The sequence below is a fragment of the Streptomyces sp. HUAS TT11 genome (genome assembly GCF_051553595.1).
Lineage (GTDB): Bacteria > Actinomycetota > Actinomycetes > Streptomycetales > Streptomycetaceae > Streptomyces.
This window is the reverse complement of the sequence record NZ_CP196184.1, coordinates 7,675,184-7,696,728: the sequence shown is the minus strand read 5'-3', so window position 1 is coordinate 7,696,728 and position 21,545 is coordinate 7,675,184. Positions and strand designations below refer to the sequence as shown.

Here is a 21,545-nt window from a genome sequence, read left to right as displayed (position 1 = left end):
GTGCAGGAGCGGAACGCGAGCCCCTCAAGCCGTGCTGAAGCGGAACGCGCCGGTGCCGCTGCCCACCGTCAGCCAGATGTGCTCCCCCTCCCTGACCAGCCGCAGGGCGATGTATGCGCACCCCGGACAGCGGACCGTCAGACCGGGCTCGGGCCCGTAGACATGGAGCCCGGCGAGTGGCCCCGACCGGGTGCACTCCGGGCAGCGCCACCACGCCGTGGTGGGCTCCACGGCCAGGATCTCGGACAGCGGGCCGGCAAGGCAGTTGCCGTCGAGGTGGTCGGTGCCGTCTGCCATGGATACCTCCCGAGGGGCTGAGCGCCCGGTCACCCGAAGCGCTCGGTGCGGATGGTGGCGGGATCGCGTCCCATGTCGGTCAGCAGATCGCCGACGGCCTCGACGAAGCCGGTGGGTCCGCAGACGTAGACGGGACTGGCCGGTTGCAGACGGGACGCAGGTCCGTCGAGGTCGGACCGTCCGACCCGGCCCGGTGTGCGCGTGCCGGTCGGCGGGCCCTGCCGCGTGTAGACGATGCGGACGTCGTGCCGGGGGTCGCCGTCGGCCAGATGGTCGCGGTACCAGACGTCGTCGGGGGTGCGCACCGAATACAGCAGATGGAAGGTGCTGCGCGACTGCGTGCGGTGATGGGCGCGGATCATGGCCGCCAAGGGGACGACACCCGAGCCCCCGGCCACCAGCAGCACCGGCTCCGGCTGCTCGGTGCGCCACACGAACCAGTTGCCGAGCGGCCCGCGCACCTCCACGTCCGCACCGAGCGGCAGATCGTCGGCGAGATAGGGCGAGACCTCCCCGCCGGGCACCGTCTGCACCCCAAGCTCGATGCTCTCGCCGTCGGCGGGTGCGGCCAGCGAGTAGCTGCGCACCGCCCGGTAGCCGTCGTCGGCGGTGAGCCGCACGTCCACGTGCTGGCCGGGCAGATGGCCGGGCCAGCCGGGTGCGGCGAACACCAGGGAACGGGCGCTGGGAGTCTGGGAGCGGCGCTCGACCAGCCGGGCCCTGCGCCAGGACACGGCCATCCTCAGTCGCCCCAGGTGCGCTGCTCGCGCCACGGGTCACCGTAGTTGTGGTAGCCGACCGACTCCCAGAACCCGGGTTCGTCCTCGAGAGCCAGCCGAAGCCCGCGCACCCACTTGGCCGACTTCCACAGGTACAGATGCGGGACCAGCAGCCGGGCGGGCCCACCGTGCTCGGGCGACAACGGATACCCCTCGTAGGTGTGGACGATCCACGCCCTGCCGTCGAGCAGGTCCTCCAGCGGCATGTTGCTGGTGTAGCCGCCGTAGCTGCTGACCACGGCGAAGCCGGCCTCCGTCGCCACATCCTCGAGGAAGGCGTCCAGGGGCACCCCGCGCCACCGGGTGTCGAACTTGGACCAGCGTGTCACGCAGTGGATGTCCTGCACGATCCCCTGCTGCGGCAGGGCCGTCATCTGCTCCCACGTCCAGGTGCGCGTGTCGCCGCGTTCCGTGGTCACGGTGAAGGTCCAGTCCTCGGTGGACACCCTCGGAGTGGGCCCCGCGGACAGCACGGGGAAGGACTCGGTCGGGTACTGCCCGGGAGGCAGCCGCTCGGCGAGGGAACGGGCGCGCCCGCGGAAACCGGGTGACAGCGAGTTCACAGCATCGCCTCCTCAGCCGTTGGTGCGAGCCGGCCGGCCCGGCGACCGACGATCCAGCACCCGGTGCCGGGCGGGCGCGACCGCCCGACCACCCGGAGCCGCGGCCCGGGTGCACATCCCCCGGCGTGCTGCCGTGCGCGACGGCCGGGGATCCGGACGAAAGCCGTCTCGGAGGATCAGCTCGGGGCCGAACGGGTACCCCACCAGTGTGGAGCTCGTTCCGCGCACCGCCCAGTTGAAGGGCCTCACCTGCATTCTCGACGAGGCGGTGGCGCTCCAGATCATGACGGACCGCGCCGTGGCCGCCTGCGGTGAGCCCGGTCCCGTGCCGGGCCAGACCGCCCGGGACTGCCACCGGCAGAGCGTCGCCCTGCACCGGCTGCTCGGGCGTCTGCGAAGTCTGCCCCTCACCGACCCCGACCTCGTCGCGGCCCAGCACCGCGCGGGCCGGCTGCTCGTCTGCCAGCAGTGGATGGTGCGCCAGGCCCTGAACCTCGCGTTCACCACGCACCCGGACCCCCGGACGGAGGCGGCCCGGCTCGGCCTGAACGGTCTGGGCCGGCCGGCGGACGACCTGAGGCGGCTGCGCGACACCCTGCGGGACCAGGCACCGACGGGGACCTGACCGGTGCGGCGGCCGGCCGTCGCAGGCCGTGCCGGGGCCCGGACAGCGCGGCCACGGCGGGCCCTCGGCGCCGTCCGCGCCCGGGCGATGTCGGGCGACCGGATCCCCTCTCGGCGGCCGGCTGTGGGCCGGGAGGAGCACCGTCCGTGTGACTTGCGTCTGACCTGGAGTGACACGCGGACAAGGCGAGTTGTGGACCGTACGATCGGGCAATGCCTGACACGACCGAAACCACGCCCGGCTGGCTGAGTGCCGACGACCTCGAGTCGGCACGTGCCCGCATGCCGATCCTGTACGTGGAAGCCGTGCCCGTGCGCGTCGACGACAGCGGTGAAGTCACCAGCATCGGACTCCTGCTGCGGATCGGGCCCGACGGGACCGTCAGCCGCACGCTCGTCGCCGGACGGGTCCTGCACCACGAGCGGGTCCGCGACGCACTCCTGCGCCACCTGGAGAAGGACCTCGGGCCGGTGGCGCTGCCCCGCGTCCCGGCCTCGTTGCAGCCCTTCACCGTCGCCGAGTACTTCCCGACCCAGGGGATCACCCCGTTCCACGACCCCCGCCAGCACGCGGTGGCCCTCGCCTACATCGTCCCGGTGACCGGCGACTGCCGCCCGCGCCAGGACGCGCTCGACCTCGTGTGGTTCAGCCCGCAGGAGGCCGCTTCGGCCGTGGTCCAGAACGACATGCCGGGCGGCCAGGGGGTCCTGCTCAAGCAGGCCCTCGCGCACGTCGGCTGCCTGTCCTGAACGTCGTGTCGGGCCCGGTGCCTCGCTCTCCACGGCGCCGGGCCGGCGACAGCATCGCGCTGAACGGGCTCTCCGGCCGCTCCGGATGTTTCCCGTCCACCACGAGGCCGACCGCCTCGTTCTTCGCCGGGATGTCGGCACCGTCCCGGTCCGACCTGTACGGACAGCGGGTGCTGTGCTCGGTGGTCACGAACCCGGTGCCGTCGATCTCGACGCGCGCATGACGGCCGCTCGGCAGGGCGTCCACGCGCTTGTGGGGATCCCGCACCGCACACACCCGTCGGCGGGTTCCGCGCCGGGCGCAGCAGGTCGCCGCGGAGCTCGGGGGCCCGTCCGGGTCCCCGTACGAGGACGGGGTGCCGGCTGTCGACGACGGTGATGTCGCCCTTGCGGCCGCGCACCCACCGCTCGCTCGCTTCCCGGAGCAGGCCCGCGAGGTGGTCCGCAGCGGGCGCTCGGTGGGTGGTCCGACGGGGAACGCCGTCATGAGCCGAACTCTTCACGGTCCCGGGTGTCCGCCAGGCTCCCCGCGCAGGCACCCGGGCGGCCCGGGTGCCTGCGCTGCACGGCGTCCAGCCGATCCCGCCGCTCCGGCGCTAGGAGCGGCAGTCGAGGCTCGTGAGGTCGACCGCGTCGGCCATCGCCTGCATGCCCTTGTCATTGGGGTGCAGATGGTCGCCGCCGTCGAAGAACGGCATGACCCGTTCGGGGTCGTAGGGGCTGCGCAGGATCCGGTCGAAGTCGGTGACCCCGTCGAACTCGCCGCTGTCCCTGATGAACGTGTTGACCTCCTGTCGTACGGCCTCCGCCGCCGGGTCCCACTCCGACCAGCCCTTGAAGGGCGCGACGGTGGCTGCGACGACGCACTTCCCGGCGGCGTGGGCACGGTCGATGATCTGCAGGTAGCCGTCGATCATGTCCTGGGCGGTGACACCGGTGTGGGCCTTGATGTCGTTGACCCCCTCGAAGAGGAAGACGGTGCGCACACCGGGGTGGGAGAGTACGTCGCGGTCCAGCCGGTTCAGGGCGCTCTGTCCCGCCCCGTCCGCGAGGACCTTGTTGCCCGAGATCCCCTCGTCCGCCACGCCCTTGACCGCGGTGTCCGCCTTCTGGAGCCGTCGGGCGAGGTAGTCGGGCCAGCGCCGGTTGGCGTCGGACGAGGACGCCCAGCCGTCCGTGATGGAGTCGCCGAGCGCGACCACGGCTCCCGTGGCCGTGCCGGTCCGCACGGTGACGGAGTCGAGGTAGAACCAGGAACCTGTCGTGCCCGTCCAGCCGGCCGCGTTCTCCTCGGCGGTGTGGTCGCCCTGGGCGACGTACGACGTCTGCATCGCCATCCCGTGCCCGGTCGCCGGACCCGCCGCGTCCGCCACGTGCAGGCTGATGACCAGGTCCGCCCCGGCGGCCAGCCGGCCGGGGAGCGGGTCGCTGTACACGGTGGCCCCCGCGGGCGCGGTCACGGACCGCGCGCCGCCGAACGTCAGCCGCCGGTTGCTGCCGGGGACCAGTTCGGCGCCCTGGCGGCGCAGGCCGGCGTAGGCGCTGTCGAACGTCACCGGCCGGTCGCCGAAGGCGTTGGACAACCGGATGCGCAGATCGTCCCCGGCCGCGCTGGTGTGCACGACCAGCCGGTAGCTCCGGTCGGCGACGGCGTCACCGAGGCGATCGGCGCTCGCTCCCCAGGTGATCACGTCGTGCCGGCCACCGGACGCCTGCGCCGCCGCGGGCGCCGCCTGGAGGCACGTGGTGATCAGCACCACCGCGCACAGACGGCGCACGTGTGCGTACCGGGGCCTCACCGCGCGAAGCCCTTCAGCGTGACGGACCCGCCGGGCTTCAGGGTCACCGTGCGGGACGCACCCGCGAACTCCACCGTCGTGGTCCGTCCGCCGACACTGCGGACACGGGCCTCGGTGGGCTTCCCGTCCCGCCAGCTCAGGTCGACGACGAACCCGCCGCGCACACCGACTCCGGTGATCGAGCCGGAGTCGGCCCAGGCGTCGGGGAGCGCGGGGAGCAGTTCCAGATGCCCCGGACGCGAGTAGAGCAGCATCTCGATCATCGCCGCCGGAGTGCCGAAGTTGGCGTCGATCTGGAAGATGCCGCGGCCCTGTTCCACCTCGTAGATGTCGAAGAGGTTGAAGGCCGTGCCGTTGCTGCCGTCCGTGGAGGGGTGGAGGTTCGTCGCGACCAGTTGGTACGCCTTCTCCGCGTTCTTCAGACGTGACCAGCACAGGCTGCGCCAGGCGTTCGCCCAGCCGAAGCTGTTCATGCCGCGGGCGGTGAGCAGGGCGGTGGCGCCGTCGACGATGTCGGACGGAGTCGAGCCGTCGGGACGGATCCGGTCCCCGGGGAAGAGACCGATCAGCGGAGAGAGATGCCGATGCGTGGTCTCACCGCGGTTGTCGGGTGACATCCACTCCTCCAGCCAGCCCGTCTTCGGGCTGACCTGGGGAAGATACAACCGCTCCTGGAGCCCGGCGATGGTCTTCGCGTACCCGGTGTCCTTGCCCAACTCCTGCGCCGCCGTACGGAAGTTGGCGAACAGCGCCCATACCAGCTCCTGCGCGTAGGTGATGCCCTTCGCGTCGAGCGGGCCCTGTTCGGGCGACCAGTCGCTGTCGGCGATGAGCACCTCGCGCCCGCTGTCGGGAAGCGTGTACGGCAGGAGCCGGGCCTCCCAGAACGCGCAGGCGCCCTTCAGGAGCGGGTAGATCTTCTCCAGGTGGGAACGGGAGAGCGTGTACTCGTAGTGCTCCCACAGGGTGTTGCAGAGCCAGGCGTTGCCCGCCGGGTGCCACCACCAGCCGCCTCCCCCGTGGGGGTTGGTCGAGATGGCGACGGTCCAGCCGGCGATCTTCCCGGAGGAGTTGCGGTACCGGTTGCGGGAGTCGTTGAACAGGGTGCGGGTCAGCTCGGTCCACGACGGCAGTTGGGCGACGCAGTAGTCGGTGAGAGCGTCGAAGCACTGCGACAGTCCGGCCCGATCCGCCATCCAGTAGTTCATCTGGATGTTGATGTCGGTGTGGTAGTCGCCCATCCAGTCGGGGTCGTTGCCGTCCAGCCACAGCCCCTGGAGCCCCATCGGCAGGCTCCCGCGCGACCCGGAGATCATCAGGTAGCGGCCGAACTGAAGGTAGGCGGCTTCGAGTTCGGGGTCGGGGGCGCTGTCCAGGGCGCGGGCCCTGACCCGCTCCCAGGTGTCCAGCGAACGCTGTGTCTCGGACGAGGTGCCGAGCGACACGTCCAGCGTCCCGAACAGCGAGCGGTAGTCGGCGACATGGCTGCGCAGCAGCGTGTCCGCCGAGTGGGAGGCCGCGGCGCGCACCTTGGTGCGGGCCAGTTGCTCGGGGTCGAGGGAGGGGTTGCGGTAGTGGTGGGAGGCGTCGGGGGCGTAGTTGGTGCCGCCGCTCACCACCACGGTGAGGTCCTTGCAGTCGGCGAACGATATGCGCGAGCCGCTGACGCTCACCCGGCCGCCGCTGCCGTACGCCGAGACCGCCGCTCCGTAGCGGAGACCGCCGGGGAAGGCTGCCCCGAACGAGGAGGCGCCTGCGGTGGTTTCGCCATGGGTGCCCTCCAGGGTGACGGTACCGGTGTAGCGACCGCCTCCGCTCTGGGTGAAGTGCACCACGATGGCGTCGTCCGGGCGGCTGGCGAAGATCTGCCGCTCGTACGTGACCCCCGAGCGGACGTACGACGTGGTCACGACGCCCCGGGCGAGGTCGAGCGCGCGTCGGTAGCGGGAGACGGTCGACAGGTCGTGGTCGGGGATGTCGACCGCGAGCCGGGCGAGGAGGGTCAGCGAGCCGAAGTGCTCACGGTCGTAGGGGAACTGGCCGTCCCCGTCGAGGGAGTCGTTGAGGCCGCCGGTCCACATGGTGGCGTCGGTGATCAGCAGGAGTTCGCGGCCCGGGTCGTTGCTCGCGAGGGCTCCGATCCTGCCGTTGCCGACGGGCAGACCCTGCTCGATCATCGAGTGGTCGTCGGCGGGCGCCTGCCACCAGAGCTCCTGGCGCGCAGCTCCGTCGATCTCGGGCGCGGAGTCGGGGCGGCGGGGCGCCGCGGTGGCGGTGAAGGCGGGAAGGGACGCGAGCGCCCCGGTGGCGGCGGCGAGGGCGAGCAGGCTGCGTCTGGACGGCCGGTCGAACGGATCAAAGGACATGTCGGGCTCCGTGGGGGCTCGGTCAGGAGGACGTCTTCGGTACGTCGATCCGGTCGATGTCCGGGGCGTAGCCGGACTCGCCGCTGTCGAAGGTGATCGTGTTGGCACCCGCCTTGAGAGTGAGGGGCACGCTGACCGTCTCGACGGTTCCCCAGTCCCCGGTGGAGGGGAACTTGTGGCCGGTCGCACCGCCCCCGTTGACGGAGACCGCGGCCGAGCGGGCGTCACCGCTGACGTAGGCGATCTTCACCGTGTACGTGCCTGCCTTCGGGACCACGATGTCGTTGAAGCGCAACGTGCCGCCGAGGTAGAGGTTGCCGACCTTGTGGGCGCCGGAGCAGGCGGAGCAGTCGGCAACGGAGGCGTTGCCGCCGAGCGTGTTCGCCGGTGCCTCGGCCTCGTAGGCGGTCGTGGTGAGCGCACCGTCACGCGGAGTGACCGTGAACAGCCGGGACCCGTGGGCGGGAAGCGCCTCGGTCACCTTGTTCTTGTATGTGCCGAGGTTCTCATGGTTCCACAGGTCGCGGACCGAGGCCCTGCCGGTGAAGCCGAGGGATGCCCAGTCGGCGGTGACGGCGGCGGGCGCGTCGGAGAGGTTGAACAGGGCGACGGTGTAGCTGCCGTCGGCGTTCTCGGCCGCCCACACCTGCTGGGCGTCGGCCGGGGTGACGGGGCGAGCGGCCGGCGTGGCGTTCTGGTCGACCGCGATGACCTCGCGGTTGGTCAGCAGGGAGAGGCCGTAGGAGTCGAGCCGGGTGAGGTCGTCACCGGTGTAGAGCGGGGACTTGGAGATCGCCCAGAGCGTCGCGTAGGTCTGCCGCTCGGCCTTGGTGAGACCGTCCATGGCGCCGTTGCCGACATCGAGCGAGTCGAGGTCGTTCCAGCCGCCGGGACCGGCCTGGCGGCTCCAGGCGGGAGCGTCGTCGAAGCGGTCGTCGACCGAGTTCTCCCAGCTGACCAGGGTGTTGCAGTAGCACTCGACGTCGGTGTCGATGCGCCAGCCGTTGGAGTACTTCTTCCAGTCCGCCGCGTGACCCCGGTCCAGGGACCAGGACAGCTCGAAGTGGATCGGGCGTCCGGTCGCCGCGATGGCCTTCTGCCAGGCGGCGACGTCGGCCACGTTGTCGTACTGGTCGCCGCTCTTGCCGGAGCCGGGTCCGACACCGTCGAGCTTGAGGAAGTCATAGCCCCAGTCGGCGAGCATCCGGGCCTGCGAGTCGACGTACTTCTCCGCGCAGGGGCGGGAGAAGTCGAGCTTGTACGCGCTGTCCCAGCCGTTGGTGGTGCGCAGGTCGCCGTAGACGATGTCGGCCGTGGTGCACCCCGGAGCATCCTTGATGGGGGCCTTGCCGTCGCCGTAGGCCTCCTTCTCCAGGCCGACGGGCAGATAGATGCCGGCCTTCAGGCCCCGCGCGTGGATGTGGTCGGCGACCGACTTCATCCCGTTCGGGAAGCGGACCGGGTCGGGCGTCTGCCGGGCGTACGCGTCGAATTCGGGCTTCCACGCGTTGTCGCGCCACCATCCGGCGTCGATGTTGACGTACTCGTAGCCGAACTGCTTGAGCTTGGCGGCGAGGGCGTCGGTCTGCTTCAGGACGTTCGCCTCGGTGAGGTAGCTGTAGTCGCCGTCCGGGTTGAGGCCGGGGTACTTCGACGACTGCATGCTCCAGCTCGACCAGCCCATGTAGGGCTTGGCGGCCTGCTCCTGGCCGCCCGCGGCGTCCGCCGCGGAAACGGCCCGGTGGACGCCGCCGGCCGGGGTCCCGGCCGTCGGGCCCGCGTGGGCGATCGGGGCGACCGTCGCGAACCCCACGGCGACGGCCAGCACGGCCGCGGCTCTGAGGGTGCGGACGGGCAGGACAAAGGACGAGGATGACCGCATGGGTCCTACCTCCTGTGGATTCGGGGGCGGCTCTGCATGGGTGGAGATCACGGCCCTCGGGGCGGAGCCGTGACCGGGTTCTGGGGGCACCCGTGGGTGTCAGTGGCGGGTTTCGGATCGGATGAAGGACTGGATGGCGGTGGCGGCGGCACCGCGCGCCCACTCGTCGAAGGGCAGCGGGCGGGTCTTGAGATCGCACTGCGCGGCCGTGCCGAAGGCCGCCGCGGCGAAGGCGTCACGGATCTGCCCGGCGAACAGGTCGTAGGCCACGAGGCCCTCGCCGGAGATGATCACGCGTTCGGGTCCGAACAGATTGGCCACGGTGCCGATGGCCCGCCCGATGGCGTCCCCGGCCCGGGTGTAGACGTCGCGGGCACCCTGGTCGCCCCGGTGGGCCAGCTCCAGGGCCCCGGCGGCGTCGGTCACGGCCACGCCCGTCCTCTCGCGCACCGCGGCGACGATCGCGGGGTCCGCGGCGATGGCCTCGACGCAGCCGCGGTTGCCGCAGTGGCAGGGCGGGCCTGCGGGATCGATGACGACGTGGCCGATCTCACCGGCCACGCCGTGGGCACCGGACACGACCCTGCCGTGCACCACGAGACCGCAGCCGATACCGGCGCCGACGGTCACCAGCGCGAAGTCCGACAGTCCCACGCCCGCGCCGAACCACTGCTCGGCGACGGTCAGCGCACGCACGTCGTTGTCGACGGTGACCTTCAGGCCGGTCGTCATCCCGAGGAGTTCGGCGAGCGGGACGTCGTGCCACTCCAGGAAGGGCGAGTAGCGCACGACACCGGCCGCGCGGTCCACGTCGCCGGAGACGGCGACGCCCAGTCCGTGCACCGGGGCGCCCGACCCGTCGGCCTCCGCGAGCAGTTCGCGCACCAGCTCGGACGCCAGGGTCAGCACCGCCCCGGGATCGCGGGCGGTCAGCGGAAGATGCCGGGCCACCCGGATGCGGCAGCACAGGTCGGTCAGCACGGCGATGATCTCGTCGCCGGTGATCTTGATCCCGATGAACAGCGCGCGTCCGCCGTCCACCCGCACGGGGTTCGCGGGCCGGCCCAGGGACGGGCGGGTCTCCTCCCCCGCGTCCTCCACCAGGTAGCCGGCCTCGATCAGGGGCCGCACCGCCTTGGTCACCGCGGCCGCCGACAGCCCCGCCCGCCCGCCGATGTCCGAGCGGGTGAGGGGACCGTGGCAGAGCACGGTGACGAAGACCTGTGAGGCGGCCGGCGTGTGCGCCGGGAACGCCTCCGTGGGAGGACTCGAGGGCATGGCCCCGGAACCTAAGTGGGTTCTTTTCCGCTGTCAATAAAAGAAGCAGGAGGCTTCCGAGGTTTTGCCGTCGGCCGCTGACGCCGTTCAAATGCGGACCTGGCCGGGCGAGTTGGCGAACGATGCAAGGGAGGTCTTGCTTTCCCCGGTGAACCATGTGACATAGTACTGACGTGAGCGAGCAACTGACCTGCGACGTCGTGGTCGTGGGAGCCGGGATGGTGGGTGCGGCATGCGCCCTCTACGCCGCCCGCGCCGGTCTGGACGTGGCGCTCGTCGACCGCGGCCCCGTGGCCGGAGGCACGACGGGCGCGGGTGAGGGCAATCTGCTCGTCTCCGACAAGGAGCCCGGTCCGGAACTCGAACTGGCCCTGCTCTCCTTGAGGCTGTGGGACGAACTGGCCGGCGAACTGGGCCGGACCGTCGAGTACGAACCCAAGGGCGGCGTCGTCGTCGCATCGGCCCCCGAAGGACTCGCGGCCCTCGAAGGACTCGCGGACGGCCAGCGGGCCGCCGGAGTCGAGGCGGTGGACGTCCCCGCGGACCGGCTGCACGACCTCGAGCCGTACCTGGCCCCGGGGCTCGCGGGCGGTGTGCTGTACCCGCAGGACCGTCAGGTGATGCCCGCCCTCGCCGCCGCCCATCTGGTGCGGGCCTCGCGGGCCCGGCTGCTGACCGGGCGGACGGTGACCGGTGTACTGCGCACACCTCAGGGGGCCGTGCGCGGCGTGCGCACCGACCACGGCGACGTGCATGCACCCGCCGTCGTGAACGCGGCCGGGACCTGGAGCGGCGAAGTCGCCGCGCTCGCCGGGGTCACGCTGCCCGTGCTCCCCCGTCGTGGATTCGTCCTCGTCACCGAGCCGTTGCCGCCGCGGGTGCGGCACAAGGTCTACGCCGCCGACTATGTCGCCGATGTGGCCAGCGACTCGGCGGCCCTCCAGACCTCCCCGGTCGTCGAGGGCACGGCCGCGGGCCCGGTCCTGATCGGCGCCAGCCGTGAACGGGTCGGATTCGACCGGTCGTTCTCACTGCCGGTGGCCCGAGCGCTGGCAGCGGGCGCGACCCGGCTCTTCCCGTTCCTCGGACAGGCGCGGGCGATGCGCACCTACCTGGGTTTCCGGCCTTATATGCCGGACCACCTGCCCGCCATCGGCCCCGACCCGCGGGCACCGGGGCTGTACCACGCCTGCGGCCACGAAGGGGCCGGGATCGGGCTCTCCACCGGCACGGGCCACCTGATCGCGCAGATCCTCGGCGGGGGCCGACCGGAGCTCGATCTCACCCCGTTCCGGCCGGAACGATTCGAACAGGAGGCCGTGTGAATCCCCTGGAGCTGGCCGGCGCCAGGCCTGAGCCCGCCTTCACGGTCACCTTCGACGACCGCGAGCTTCCGGCACTGCCCGGCTGGACGGTCGCCGCGGCGCTGTGGGCCGCCGGCATCACCTCCTGGCGCACCACCCGGCGGGACGGCAGGCCGCGCGGGATCTTCTGCGGCATCGGCGTCTGCTTCGACTGCCTCGTGACCGTCAACGACCGGCCGAACCAGCGCGCCTGCCTCGTAGCGGTACGGCCCGGCGATGTGATCCGCACACAGGAGGGAACGGGCCATGGCGACTGACCTGGCGGTGATCGGTGCCGGTCCGGCCGGGCTCGCCGCGTCGATCGCGGCGGCCGCGCGGGGCGTACGCGTCACGCTCGTCGACGCCGCGCCCGCGGCGGGCGGGCAGTTCTACCGGCAGCCCGCGGCCGCGCTCGGCGCCCGGCGCGCACAGGCCCTGCACCATCAATGGCGCACCTGGACCAGGCTGCGTGAAGGACTCGACCGGCACCTCGCGGCCGGCCGTGTCACGCATCTGACGGACCACCATGTCTGGACCGTGGAACGGGCCGGCTCCGGCCTCACCGTCCACGCGCTGTCCGGACCCGGGCAGGAGAAACCGGTCGCCGTCCACGCCGACGCCTTGCTGCTGGCCACCGGCGGCTACGAGCGGGTGCTTCCCTTCCCCGGCTGGACCCTGCCGGGTGTCCTCACCGCCGGCGGGGCGCAGGCCATGCTCAAGGGCACACTCGTGGTGCCGGGCCGCAGGGCGGTCGTGGCCGGGACCGGACCTCTGCTGCTGCCGGTGGCAGCCGGGCTCGCGGCGGCGGGGGTCGCCGTCGCCGCGCTCGTGGAGTCCGCGGGCCCCGGGGACTTCGCCCGGCATGCGGGAGCCCTCGCCGCCCAGCCGGGGAAGGCCGTCGAGGGGGCACTGTACGCCGCCCGGCTGCTGCGGCACGGGGTACGGATCCTCCCCCGGCACACGGTGCTGGAGGCCCACGGGGACGGACGGCTCGAGGCGGTGACCGTCGCCGCGCTGGACTCCGGCGGACGTCCGCGGCCCGGCACCGCCCGCCGCATCCCCTGCGACACCCTGGCCGTCGGGCACGGCATGCTGCCGCACACCGAACTCGCGGACACGCTCGGCTGCCGGATCGACGGGGTGGCGGGCGTGGCCGTCGACGACGAACAGCGCACCGATGTCCCCGGTGTGTGGGCCGCGGGCGAGGCCACCGGAATCGGTGGCGCGGCACTCGCCCTCGCCGAGGGCCACATCGCCGGTCGTTCGATCGCCGCCCGGCTCTGCGGCACCGCACCCGATCCCCAGGAGTGGGAACGCGCCGCCCGCGGCCGCGCCGCCCTGCGGAAGTTCTCCACCGCGCTCGACGGCGTCTACGCACCGCCCGCCCACTGGGCCGAGCAGGTCGACGACGACACCGTGGTGTGCCGCTGCGAGGAAGTGCGCGCCGGGACGGTACGGGAGTCCGTCGACCGGCTCGGCGCAGGGGACCTGCGCACCGTCAAGCTGCTCACCCGCGCGGGGATGGGCTGGTGCCAGGGCCGGATCTGTGCTCCCGGGGTCGCCGGGGTCGCCGGCTGCGCGCAGAAGGCGACGCGCACCCCGTTCGCCCGTCCGGTGCCGCTGGACGTGCTGGCCCGTGAACCACTGCACGAACGGCCGGATGCACAGTGAGCCACCGGCCGACCCACGCCAACATCAGTACCATGTCACACATCACCGAGATGGGGGATCGCCCATGACCGTCCCGAAGCACCGCCCCTGGCGCGGCGTTCTCGTCGCCACCGCCCTCCCGCTCACCGACGAACTCGCCGTCGATCACGCCCGGTTCGCCGACCACTGCACCTGGCTGGTGGAGAACGGCTGCGACGGCGTCGTGCCGAACGGCTCGCTCGGCGAGTACCAGGTACTCACTCCCGAGGAGCGCGCCAGGGTCGTGGAGACCGCCGTGTCCGCGCTCGGCGGCGAGCGGGTGATGCCCGGGGTCTCCGCGTACGGGGCCGCCGAGGCCCGCCGCTGGGCCGAACAGGCACGTGACGCCGGCTGCACCTCGGTGATGCTGCTGCCGCCGAACGCCTACCGCGCTGACGAACGGTCCGTTCTCGCCCACTTCGAGGAGGTCGCGAAGGCGGGCCTGCCGGTCGTGGCGTACAACAACCCCATCGACACCAAGGTCGACCTCGTCCCCGAACTGCTCGCCAAGCTGCACCGCGAGGGCTTCGTCCAGGCGGTCAAGGAGTTCTCCGGAGACCCGCGGCGCGCCTACCGGCTCGCCGAGCTCGCGCCGGAACTGGACCTGTTGATCGGTGCCGACGACGTCCTGCTGGAACTCGCGGTCGCGGGCGCCAAGGGCTGGGTGGCCGGCTACCCCAACGCCCTGCCCCGGGCGTCGGTGCAGTTGTACCGAGCCGCGGTCGCCGGCGACCTCGACACCGCGCTTCCGCTGTACCGTCAGCTGCATCAGCTGCTGCGCTGGGACTCCCAGGTGGAGTTCGTGCAGGCGATCAAGCTGTCGATGGACATCGTCGGCCGGCACGGCGGTCCCGTCCGGCCGCCGCGCGTCCCGCTGCTGCCGGAGCAGGAGGCCGCGGTCCGCGCCGCGACGGAGAAGGCCGTGGCCGCCGGCCTCGCGTGAACGGACCACCGTGCGTGAACCCGCCGGTTCGCGCACGCGTCGCGCGGGCACGGGGTCCCGTGCCCGCGCGACGCCGAGCACGGTGGGTCTCTCGACTCGGGCCGGGCGCCGCCGAGGCGACCCGGGCGTCATGATTGGAGGGCCATGCGCAGCAAACTCGTCCTGCACGCCGTCGACTCCCACACCGAGGGCATGCCGACCCGCGTGATCACCGGCGGGATCGGCACGATCCCCGGCAGCACCATGAACGAGCGTCGCCTGTGGTTCCGTGAACACCGCGACGACATCAAGCAGCTGCTCATGAACGAGCCCCGCGGGCACGCGGCGATGAGCGGCGCGATCCTTCAGCCGCCCACCCGCCCCGACTGCGACTGGGGGGTCGTCTACATCGAGGTCTCCGGCTATCTGCCGATGTGCGGGCACGGCACGATCGGGGTGGCGACCGTGCTCGTCGAGACGGGCATGGTGGAGGTCGTCGAACCGGTCACCACGATTCGCCTGGACACCCCGGCGGGACTCGTCGTCGCCGAGGTCGCCGTCGAGGGCGGAGCCGCGAAGGCCGTCACCCTCAAGAACGTGCCGTCCTTCTCGGTCGGTCTCGACCGCAAGGCCACCCTGCCTGACGGGCGGACGGTGACGTACGACCTCGCGTACGGCGGCAACTTCTACGCGATCCTGCCGCTGGAGGAGTTCGGGCTGCCCTTCGACCGTGCCCGCAAGGACGACATCCTCGCCGCGGGTCTGTCGCTGATGGACGCCATCAACGCGGAGGAGGAACCGGTCCACCCCGAGGACCCGACCATCCGCGGCTGCCACCACGTCCATCTGTACGCGCCCGGGTCCACCGCGCGGCTGTCCCGGCACGCGATGGCCATCCATCCCGGCTGGTTCGACCGCTCCCCGTGCGGCACCGGCACCAGCGCCCGCATGGCCCAGTTGCACGCCCGCGGCGAGCTCCCCCTGCACACCGAGTTCGTGAACGAGTCCTTCATCGGTACGCGTTTCACCGGCCGGCTGCTCGACACGACCCAGGTCGCCGGCGTCCCCGCGGTACTGCCCAGCTTCACCGGGCGGGCGTGGGTGACCGGAACGGCTCAGTACCTTCTGGACCCGGAGGACCCGTTCCCCGCGGGCTTCGTCCTGTAGCGGCACACCGCCGCGCCCGTACACGGGATACTGGTGGTGCGTGACATTGCACCCTCACATCGTGGGGGCTGAGCGATGTCGGCCCGCCACACCGCACATGCCCGTTCGAGGAGACCCCCATGGCCGCCCCGCGCCCCAGCTCGCCCCCCGCCGCTCCGTCGCTGCCCACGCTGGGCGGCAAGAAGAGCAGCTACCGCGAGAAGGTCGCCGACGCCCTGCGGGCAGCGTTGATCGCGGGCGAGCTGCGTCCCGGCGAGGTGTACTCCGCGCCGGCGCTCGCCGCCCGCTTCGGCGTCTCGGCCACACCGGTGCGGGAGGCCATGCTCGACCTGGCCAAGGAGGGTCTCGTCGCCACGGTCCCGAACAAGGGCTTCCGGGTCACGGACGTCTCGGAGAAGCAGCTCGACGAATTCGGCCATCTGCGCTCCCTCATCGAGATTCCCACCACCATGCATCTGGCCCGGACCGCGGACCGCGTCTCGCTCGAGGCACTGCGACCGGCCGCACGGGAGATCGTCGCTGCGGCGGCGGCCGGCGACCTGATCGCCTACGTCGAGGCCGACACCCGTTTCCATCTCGGACTGCTCGCCCTCGCCGGGAACGCGCATCTGGTCGAGGTCGTCGGCGACCTGCGCAAGCGGTCCCGCCTGTACGGGCTGACCGCTCTGGTCGAGGCCGGCCGGCTGCTCGCCTCCGCCGAGGAGCACCTGGAGCTTCTGGACGCCCTGCTGGAGCGGGACGAGGGGGCCGTACGGAAGGTGATGACCCGCCACCTCGGTCATGTGCGAGGCATGTGGGCGGCCCAGGACTGAGCTTCCGGTGCACGGGCGCGGTCCTCGTTCAAAAACCTGCTGCCGCGGCCCGCACACCGGCATCATCGAGGCGTACGGCGCTGCCACGTCCCGGCACGGCACAGGGACGCGGGGCCCGCACGGACGCCGCCCGCGAGCCCTGTCGCGCGCCGCCACCGGCGGGTTTCCCGCGTCCGCGTCAGGCGCCCAGTGCGGCGGCCGCCCGGGCCGCCTCGGCCGTGACCTGCGCCGCGGCGCGGGAGGCCCGGCCGGTCACCCGCCAGGCGACCATGCGCAGAGCGGTGGGCGGGGCCGGGGGAAAGACCCCGAGCTGACCGAGCATCGTGATGTCGTCCCGGACCGCCTCATGTCCGATCACCTTGCCGTCGCGGAGTTCGAGCACATGGATCTGCTCGAAGTCGATCTCACGGCCGGTCGGGGGGATGGCCTGGTCGAGTGCGCCGTCCCGGTAGCGGACGAACGCGCCGGTGTGGCGGCCCTGCATACGCAGGCGCACCCAGACCTGTTCGTCGTTGTGGGCGACGGCGAGGACGGGGAAGCGCAGATCGCTGAAGGCGAACCGCATCCACGCCCCCGAGGCGAGGGTGCCCGCCGGCCCCGGCAGGGCGCACGCCGCGGGTGCCACGGCCGCTTCCCGGTTGCGGAAGTCCTCGTGCACCACGTCGACGGCCAATGCGGGATCCCCCGTGGCGAGGACCCGGAAGAGCCCCTCGGCCAGGTCCGTGGCGTCCATACCCATGACGTTCATGCCTCTCAGCAGTCGTGCGACTCCGTACCGCACGACGATGCGACGGCCACGGCAGCCCTGAACACGCCCGGCCCACCGGCCTGCGCAAATTGAGGTTATAGGGCGCCTAATGAATAGAGCAACCATGTGATCACGTTCACTAGAATGGCGCCCATGCCCACTCCTCGCCCGTATGTCTCGCCGTTGCGCGAGCAGGCCGCCGCCCGTACACGTTCGCTGATCCTCCAGCGGGCCACGGAACTGTTCGCCGACCGCGGCTATGCCCGGGTGACCGTCGCGGACATCGCCTCCGCGGCCGGTGTCGCCTCCAAGACGGTCTTCGCGAGCGCCGGGAGCAAGGGCGACATCCTGGACCGGATCGTGGAACAGGGGGTGCGGGAGTCGGACTACGAGCAGGCCCTGGCCGTGCTGCTCGACCTGCGGACACCGGAGTCGGTCCTCCAGGCGCTGGCCCGCGGCACGCGGTTCGGCAACGAGAGCCAGTTCCTGGTGCACGAGGCCATCCGCAAGGCGCTGCCCGTGCACGAGCACGGCGAGGCACTGTGGGAGCGGTACACCACGGCGTACCGGGACGCGCTCCGGGCCGCCGCCCGTCATCTGCACACACTCGCCCCGGCACCCCCGTACACCGTCGGGGAGACCGCGGACCTGCTGTGGTTCTGGTTCGGCCCGTCGGGCTGGCGGACGCTCGTGGTGGAGAACGGCACCTCGTGGGACCGCGCCGAGGCCCTCCTCCTGCGCACCGCCGTCGCCGCTCTGCGCTGAAACAGCGTCACCTTCGACCGGGGCGGAGGCCGTACGGCTGCCGGGACGACACCCCCGGTCGCGCCGTGCGGGCGGCTTCCCTACTCGGCCGCGACACTCAGTCGGACGGACCGGCGGCGGGGATGCGTTCGAGCCACTCCTCGAGGAGGCCCGACTCGGCGGGGGTGAAGGGTTCGGGGGCGAGCCCGTCCAGCGAGGCGAGCAGGGTGGCGGCGGCGGCCGCCCGGGCGTCCCGGGCCGAGGTGTCCGCGCCCCCTTCGACCAGAATGGCGTGGTGGATCGCGTCACGGACGAGCGTCGACAGGCCGGCGTCCGGATACAGGGCGGGCCGGGTGATCAGGGACAGGGCGATCCCGGTGTTGGCCGACATGACCATGCGGGCCGCGACGTCGGCCGGCACCCGGAGACGGCCCTGCACGGCGAGCCGTTCGAGGACCTCCCGCAGGATGCGCATCGCCTCCCGGGCCGCCTCGGGCGCGGAGCGCAGGGTCGGGGCGAACATCAGCTTGTAGGCGTTGGGATGGGCCAGCGCGAACGCGGTGTGGCTGTCCCAGCCGGCGCGCAGGTCCTCCAGCGGGTCGGCGGACTTCTCGGCCGCGCGCTTGGCCCCCAGGTACTGGTCCCAGACGTGGTCGACCGTGGCCGCGAGCAGCCCTTCCTTGTCGCCGAACAGGCGGTAGAGCACCGGCTGCTGCACCCCGGCCGCCTCGCACACCCCACGGGTGGACACGTCACCGCTCGGTGACCGCGCCAGCAGCTCGGCCGCGGCCTCGATTATCGCCTGTCTCGTGTCCATGTGGTCGACGATAACAGCTCATGTAATCAATGACTGCGAAGTTATCGTATCGATGATTCGAAGAGGGTCCCACGTAACTGTACGAGACACCGATCCGGCATGATCACCCTCCGCTTTACGCGCTCCATGCAGTACGGTGTCCAACCGTTGAAGACCGGAGGTCTCGGGGAGGGCGCCGTGACGCTGGAGGCGGCTGGGGTCTCGGATGTCGAGGAGTCCGTGTACCGGGTGCTGGTGAACACGGGCCGGGCGACCACCGTCGACGTCGCGCGCAGGACCGGGCTGAACGAGGCCGAGTGCGCCCGCATCCTGTACATGCTCACTTCCAAGGGCATGGCGAACCACACGGACGGCATCCCCCGGTACTTCCGGGCGACTCCCCCCGACGTGGCGCTGCTGCCCCTGCTGAAGCGCAGCGCCGACGCGCTGGACCTGGCCCGGGCGGAGGCCACCAGCCTGCTCGAGGTCTACCGGGACACCGTGCGCAGGCAGGACGCCGGCCAGCTGATCGAGGTCATCACCGGCGCGGAGGCGCTGCGCCAGCATCTGCGGCAGATCCAGGCGAGTGCGCACGACGAGATGCTCTGGTTCTGCAAGGCCCAGTACGTGGCCATGCCCTCGGGCAGCAACACGGCGGAGTTCGAGGCCCTGGAGCGCGGGGTGCGGTACCGCGTGCTCTACGAGAAGGCCTTCTTCGACGACGAGGGCGCCATGGACAACGTGGTGGCGGGCGTACACGCCGGGGAGATCGCCCGCGCGGTGCCGCACCTGCCGCTGCGCCTCGCGATAGCCGACCGCTCGATCGCGATCTTCCCGCTCGTGCCGGGAGGCCCCAACGGCAGCCCGGACGAACCCACCACCGCGCTGGTACGCGACAGCAATCTGCTGGCCGCCCTGATCGCCCTCTTCGAACGCTACTGGGAGGACGCGGTACCGCTGGGCGCCGACGACACGGGCGCACTGTCGGGTGCCGACGCCACGAACGGACCGGACCCGCTCTCCGCGACCGACCGGCGGCTGCTCGCCCTGCTGGTGGCCGGAGTGACCGACAAGGCGATCGCGACCCAGATGGCCCTGAGCAGGCGTACCGTGCAGCGCCGTATCCAGCACATGATGGAACTCGCCGGCGCGGCCACCCGCATGCAACTCGCCTGGCACGCGGCACGTCGCGACTGGCTGTGAGCGGTCCGCACACAGCTGAGGCCGTCCGAAGACGGCCTCTGAACTGCGACGAAATGTACTGCACCGTCGGGACGACAGGATTTGAACCTGCGACCCCTTGACCCCCAGTCAAGTGCGCTACCAAGCTGCGCCACGTCCCGGTGCGTCTTCCGCGGCATTCCGCGTGATCACGCACGTAAACCCTACCGCACGCCCCTGAGGGGGTCTCACACGGGCGCCCGGCCGACCTGGCAGAGCCGGCGACCGCGCGACGGCGGGGGCCCCGTCTCCCCGGCAGGGCCATGGTCGATCACCCGTGCGAGCGCTGGTGTCCTCACCCCTCCCGGGTGAGGAATTGGGCGCGCGCCGGGCGCACGCTCACAGATGAGGCTGTGAGCAGCAGCCGGGCAACGAACGGAGGTCCCCCATGGCCACCACCCCGTCGCACCAGCGCTCGGCCGGCACCCTGGCGGCCGCGACCGGTCTGACGCTCTTCGCCGCCGTGATGCTTCTCGTCTCCGGCGTCCTCGATGTCTTCCGGGGCATCATGGCGATCGCCCAGGACGCGGTCTTCGTCTCCACCCCCGACTACGTCTTCCGGTTCGATCTGACGGGCTGGGGCTGGGTCCACCTGGTCCTCGGGGCGCTCGCCGTGATCGTGAGCATCGGCCTGTTCATGATGGCCACCTGGGCGAGGATCCTCGGGGTGGCGATCGCGTCGTTGCTGATCATCACCAACTTCCTGTCGATCCCGTACTACCCCGTCTGGTCGCTCACGCTGATCGCGCTGTACGGGTTCATCATCTGGGCCCTGTGCGTGGCGCCGAAGGACGCCGCCGAGCGGTAGGCGCCCCCGGGGCCGCCCGTACGGCCCCTCACCGCGCGCCGAGCGCCCGGCTTCCGGACCGGATGCGGGCAACGGATCCCTGAGGAGCCGGAGCGCCATGAGCGCCGTGCACGATCGCGGCTTCCCCGAGCCGGCGGAAGATCCCGAGCCCGCGGGTCACCGGGGGGTCGTCTCCGCCCGCGGAGTTCCCGTCGACGCCACCCGCCCCGGGTGATCCGAGGGACCCGCACCGCGCCCACCGTGGAGTGCGTCAGGAGTCACCGCCCGCCGCGCGTGCCGAGGGGCGGGCCGGCACCGGAGGTCATCGTGAGCGATTACCCGCTGCTCAGCGCCTTCCTCACCATGTTGTGGTTCTTCCTGTGGGTCATGTGGTTCATGCTGCTGTTCCGGGTCGTCAGGGACGTCTTCGACGACGACGGACTGAGCGGCTGGGGCAAGGCCGGCTGGATGCTGTTCGTGTGCGTGCTGCCGTTCGCCGGTGTCCTCGTGTATCTGATCGCCAGGGGGAGGTCCATGGGCGAGCGTGCCGTACGGCGTGCGCAGGCCCGGGAACAGGCCTTCCGGGCGTACGTGCGGGAGGCGGCCGCGTCCGCCCCCGAGGCCGGTACGAGCAGGGCCGACGAGCTGGCCGCACTGGCCGGCCTGCACGACCACGGTCACATCACCGACGCCGAGTACGAGGCGGCCAAGGCCAAGGTGCTCGTCCACTGAGCGGGCCGCGGAAGGCGTTGTCATGCGATACGAGTTCCGCGTCGACGGCCAGATGTCGGACGTGCTGACCAAGGCGTTCCCGGAGCTGGAGAGCGTCGTCGTGCCCGACCAGACGGTGCTCTTCGGCCGGATCGTCGACGAGGAGCACCTGTACGGCCTTCTCGCCCGCTGTCAGTCCCTCGGACTGCACGTCGTGGAGATGCGGCGCCTTCCCGAGTGACACGGGGGCCGTCCTGCGTGGTTGCG

Annotated in this window: 22 protein-coding genes and 1 tRNA gene; 13 read left to right on the top strand and 10 right to left on the bottom strand. The window is 71.8% G+C overall.

What is annotated here, in order from left to right; translation table 11 throughout:
• Nucleotides 1–24: 24 nt before the first annotated feature.
• The 3 genes from ACSHXN_RS34565 to ACSHXN_RS34555 are packed head-to-tail and all read right to left on the bottom strand — an operon-like array spanning nt 25 to nt 1,639.
• Nucleotides 25–297, bottom strand: coding sequence for a DUF6510 family protein (locus ACSHXN_RS34565; protein ID WP_355802331.1), 273 nt, complete (start codon nt 295–297; stop codon nt 25–27).
• Nucleotides 298–326: 29 nt separating this feature from the next.
• Nucleotides 327–1,037 carry an FAD-binding oxidoreductase gene (locus ACSHXN_RS34560; protein WP_355137217.1) on the bottom strand — a complete coding sequence of 237 codons (711 nt, stop codon included), beginning with the start codon at nt 1,035–1,037 and terminating at the stop codon, nt 327–329.
• A gap of 2 nt (nt 1,038–1,039) precedes the next feature.
• Nucleotides 1,040–1,639 (bottom strand): molybdopterin-dependent oxidoreductase, encoded by a 600-nt coding sequence (locus ACSHXN_RS34555; RefSeq protein ID WP_355137193.1) that lies wholly within the window; start codon nt 1,637–1,639, stop codon nt 1,040–1,042.
• A gap of 208 nt (nt 1,640–1,847) precedes the next feature.
• Here ACSHXN_RS34555 and ACSHXN_RS34550 point away from each other — a divergent pair, with 208 nt between their 5' ends.
• Nucleotides 1,848–2,264 carry a hypothetical protein gene (locus ACSHXN_RS34550; protein ID WP_355137195.1) on the top strand — a complete coding sequence of 139 codons (417 nt, stop codon included), beginning with the start codon at nt 1,848–1,850 and terminating at the stop codon, nt 2,262–2,264.
• Nucleotides 2,265–2,476: 212 nt separating this feature from the next.
• Complete coding sequence (locus ACSHXN_RS34545; protein WP_355137197.1) at nt 2,477–3,013, top strand: NUDIX hydrolase family protein; 537 nt, start codon at nt 2,477–2,479, stop codon at nt 3,011–3,013.
• A gap of 596 nt (nt 3,014–3,609) precedes the next feature.
• Here ACSHXN_RS34545 and ACSHXN_RS34540 read toward each other — a convergent pair.
• The 4 genes from ACSHXN_RS34540 to ACSHXN_RS34525 form a co-directional block, all read right to left on the bottom strand.
• Complete coding sequence (locus ACSHXN_RS34540) at nt 3,610–4,812, bottom strand: SGNH/GDSL hydrolase family protein (RefSeq protein WP_438304905.1); 1,203 nt, start codon at nt 4,810–4,812, stop codon at nt 3,610–3,612.
• The gene (locus ACSHXN_RS34535) at nt 4,809–7,178 is read right to left on the bottom strand and encodes a glycosyl hydrolase family 95 catalytic domain-containing protein (protein WP_438304903.1); all 2,370 of its coding nucleotides are present in this window, start codon (nt 7,176–7,178) and stop codon (nt 4,809–4,811) included. The genes ACSHXN_RS34540 and ACSHXN_RS34535 overlap by 4 nt, the downstream gene beginning before the upstream one ends.
• Before the next feature lie 22 nt (nt 7,179–7,200).
• Nucleotides 7,201–9,060 carry an alpha-galactosidase D gene (locus tag ACSHXN_RS34530; protein ID WP_355137203.1) on the bottom strand — a complete coding sequence of 620 codons (1,860 nt, stop codon included), beginning with the start codon at nt 9,058–9,060 and terminating at the stop codon, nt 7,201–7,203.
• Nucleotides 9,061–9,159: 99 nt separating this feature from the next.
• Nucleotides 9,160–10,338, bottom strand: coding sequence for an ROK family transcriptional regulator (locus ACSHXN_RS34525; protein ID WP_355137205.1), 1,179 nt, complete (start codon nt 10,336–10,338; stop codon nt 9,160–9,162).
• 173 nt (nt 10,339–10,511) lie between these two features.
• Here ACSHXN_RS34525 and ACSHXN_RS34520 point away from each other — a divergent pair, with 173 nt between their 5' ends.
• The 6 genes from ACSHXN_RS34520 (at nt 10,512) to ACSHXN_RS34495 (ending at nt 16,271) form a co-directional block, all read left to right on the top strand.
• Nucleotides 10,512–11,663: an NAD(P)/FAD-dependent oxidoreductase gene (locus ACSHXN_RS34520; RefSeq protein WP_356293072.1), complete on the top strand. Its 1,152-nt coding sequence runs from the start codon at nt 10,512–10,514 to the stop codon at nt 11,661–11,663.
• A complete protein-coding gene (locus ACSHXN_RS34515; protein WP_355137209.1) occupies nt 11,660–11,959 on the top strand; it encodes a (2Fe-2S)-binding protein in 300 nt (99 codons plus the stop codon). The genes ACSHXN_RS34520 and ACSHXN_RS34515 overlap by 4 nt, the downstream gene beginning before the upstream one ends.
• On the top strand, nt 11,949–13,352 hold the full coding sequence (locus ACSHXN_RS34510; protein ID WP_438304899.1) for an NAD(P)/FAD-dependent oxidoreductase: 1,404 nt from the start codon (nt 11,949–11,951) through the stop codon (nt 13,350–13,352). The genes ACSHXN_RS34515 and ACSHXN_RS34510 overlap by 11 nt, the downstream gene beginning before the upstream one ends.
• Nucleotides 13,353–13,416: 64 nt before the next feature.
• Nucleotides 13,417–14,313, top strand: coding sequence for a dihydrodipicolinate synthase family protein (locus ACSHXN_RS34505; protein WP_355802319.1), 897 nt, complete (start codon nt 13,417–13,419; stop codon nt 14,311–14,313).
• Between the two features lie 144 nt (nt 14,314–14,457).
• Nucleotides 14,458–15,459 (top strand): proline racemase family protein, encoded by a 1,002-nt coding sequence (locus ACSHXN_RS34500; RefSeq protein ID WP_355132643.1) that lies wholly within the window; start codon nt 14,458–14,460, stop codon nt 15,457–15,459.
• A gap of 119 nt (nt 15,460–15,578) precedes the next feature.
• Nucleotides 15,579–16,271 (top strand): GntR family transcriptional regulator, encoded by a 693-nt coding sequence (locus ACSHXN_RS34495; protein ID WP_355132645.1) that lies wholly within the window; start codon nt 15,579–15,581, stop codon nt 16,269–16,271.
• 178 nt (nt 16,272–16,449) lie between these two features.
• On the opposite strand, the gene ACSHXN_RS34490 is transcribed toward ACSHXN_RS34495, so the two are convergent.
• Nucleotides 16,450–17,004: an ester cyclase gene (locus ACSHXN_RS34490; RefSeq protein WP_355806156.1), complete on the bottom strand. Its 555-nt coding sequence runs from the start codon at nt 17,002–17,004 to the stop codon at nt 16,450–16,452.
• Nucleotides 17,005–17,172: 168 nt separating this feature from the next.
• Between ACSHXN_RS34490 and ACSHXN_RS34485 the strand changes: the two genes are divergently transcribed.
• Complete coding sequence (locus ACSHXN_RS34485) at nt 17,173–17,784, top strand: TetR/AcrR family transcriptional regulator (protein ID WP_355132649.1); 612 nt, start codon at nt 17,173–17,175, stop codon at nt 17,782–17,784.
• A 97-nt stretch (nt 17,785–17,881) separates the two neighbouring features.
• Here ACSHXN_RS34485 and ACSHXN_RS34480 read toward each other — a convergent pair whose 3' ends face one another.
• A complete protein-coding gene (locus ACSHXN_RS34480) occupies nt 17,882–18,580 on the bottom strand; it encodes a TetR/AcrR family transcriptional regulator (RefSeq protein WP_438304896.1) in 699 nt (232 codons plus the stop codon).
• 177 nt (nt 18,581–18,757) lie between these two features.
• Between ACSHXN_RS34480 and ACSHXN_RS34475 the strand changes: the two genes are divergently transcribed.
• On the top strand, nt 18,758–19,762 hold the full coding sequence (locus ACSHXN_RS34475; RefSeq protein ID WP_355132991.1) for a helix-turn-helix domain-containing protein: 1,005 nt from the start codon (nt 18,758–18,760) through the stop codon (nt 19,760–19,762).
• Between the two features lie 66 nt (nt 19,763–19,828).
• Here the strand turns inward: ACSHXN_RS34475 and ACSHXN_RS34470 are convergent.
• Nucleotides 19,829–19,902: transfer RNA gene (locus ACSHXN_RS34470), tRNA-Pro, on the bottom strand.
• Nucleotides 19,903–20,168: 266 nt separating this feature from the next.
• Between ACSHXN_RS34470 and ACSHXN_RS34465 the strand changes: the two genes are divergently transcribed.
• The 3 genes from ACSHXN_RS34465 (at nt 20,169) to ACSHXN_RS34455 (ending at nt 21,519) form a co-directional block, all read left to right on the top strand.
• Nucleotides 20,169–20,588, top strand: a complete 420-nt coding sequence (locus ACSHXN_RS34465) for a DUF7144 family membrane protein (protein ID WP_355132653.1) — start codon at nt 20,169–20,171, stop codon at nt 20,586–20,588.
• A gap of 306 nt (nt 20,589–20,894) precedes the next feature.
• Nucleotides 20,895–21,299 (top strand): SHOCT domain-containing protein, encoded by a 405-nt coding sequence (locus ACSHXN_RS34460; RefSeq protein ID WP_355132655.1) that lies wholly within the window; start codon nt 20,895–20,897, stop codon nt 21,297–21,299.
• Nucleotides 21,300–21,321: 22 nt separating this feature from the next.
• Nucleotides 21,322–21,519 (top strand): hypothetical protein, encoded by a 198-nt coding sequence (locus ACSHXN_RS34455; RefSeq protein ID WP_355132657.1) that lies wholly within the window; start codon nt 21,322–21,324, stop codon nt 21,517–21,519.
• The last annotated feature ends 26 nt before the right edge of the window (nt 21,520–21,545 follow it).

Coding starts and splice junctions, on each gene's coding strand:
- ACSHXN_RS34485 (WP_355132649.1), top strand. CDS start 17,173: ATGCCCACTCCTCGCCCGTATGTCTCGCCGTTGCGCGAGCAGGCCGCC.
- ACSHXN_RS34525 (WP_355137205.1), bottom strand. CDS start 10,338: ATGCCCTCGAGTCCTCCCACGGAGGCGTTCCCGGCGCACACGCCGGCC.
- ACSHXN_RS34500 (WP_355132643.1), top strand. CDS start 14,458: ATGCGCAGCAAACTCGTCCTGCACGCCGTCGACTCCCACACCGAGGGC.
- ACSHXN_RS34490 (WP_355806156.1), bottom strand. CDS start 17,004: ATGGACGCCACGGACCTGGCCGAGGGGCTCTTCCGGGTCCTCGCCACG.
- ACSHXN_RS34545 (WP_355137197.1), top strand. CDS start 2,477: ATGCCTGACACGACCGAAACCACGCCCGGCTGGCTGAGTGCCGACGAC.
- ACSHXN_RS34455 (WP_355132657.1), top strand. CDS start 21,322: ATGCGATACGAGTTCCGCGTCGACGGCCAGATGTCGGACGTGCTGACC.
- ACSHXN_RS34480 (WP_438304896.1), bottom strand. CDS start 18,580: ATGGACACGAGACAGGCGATAATCGAGGCCGCGGCCGAGCTGCTGGCG.
- ACSHXN_RS34510 (WP_438304899.1), top strand. CDS start 11,949: ATGGCGACTGACCTGGCGGTGATCGGTGCCGGTCCGGCCGGGCTCGCC.
- ACSHXN_RS34530 (WP_355137203.1), bottom strand. CDS start 9,060: ATGCGGTCATCCTCGTCCTTTGTCCTGCCCGTCCGCACCCTCAGAGCC.
- ACSHXN_RS34495 (WP_355132645.1), top strand. CDS start 15,579: ATGGCCGCCCCGCGCCCCAGCTCGCCCCCCGCCGCTCCGTCGCTGCCC.
- ACSHXN_RS34465 (WP_355132653.1), top strand. CDS start 20,169: ATGGCCACCACCCCGTCGCACCAGCGCTCGGCCGGCACCCTGGCGGCC.
- ACSHXN_RS34560 (WP_355137217.1), bottom strand. CDS start 1,037: ATGGCCGTGTCCTGGCGCAGGGCCCGGCTGGTCGAGCGCCGCTCCCAG.
- ACSHXN_RS34535 (WP_438304903.1), bottom strand. CDS start 7,178: ATGTCCTTTGATCCGTTCGACCGGCCGTCCAGACGCAGCCTGCTCGCC.
- ACSHXN_RS34505 (WP_355802319.1), top strand. CDS start 13,417: ATGACCGTCCCGAAGCACCGCCCCTGGCGCGGCGTTCTCGTCGCCACC.
- ACSHXN_RS34565 (WP_355802331.1), bottom strand. CDS start 297: ATGGCAGACGGCACCGACCACCTCGACGGCAACTGCCTTGCCGGCCCG.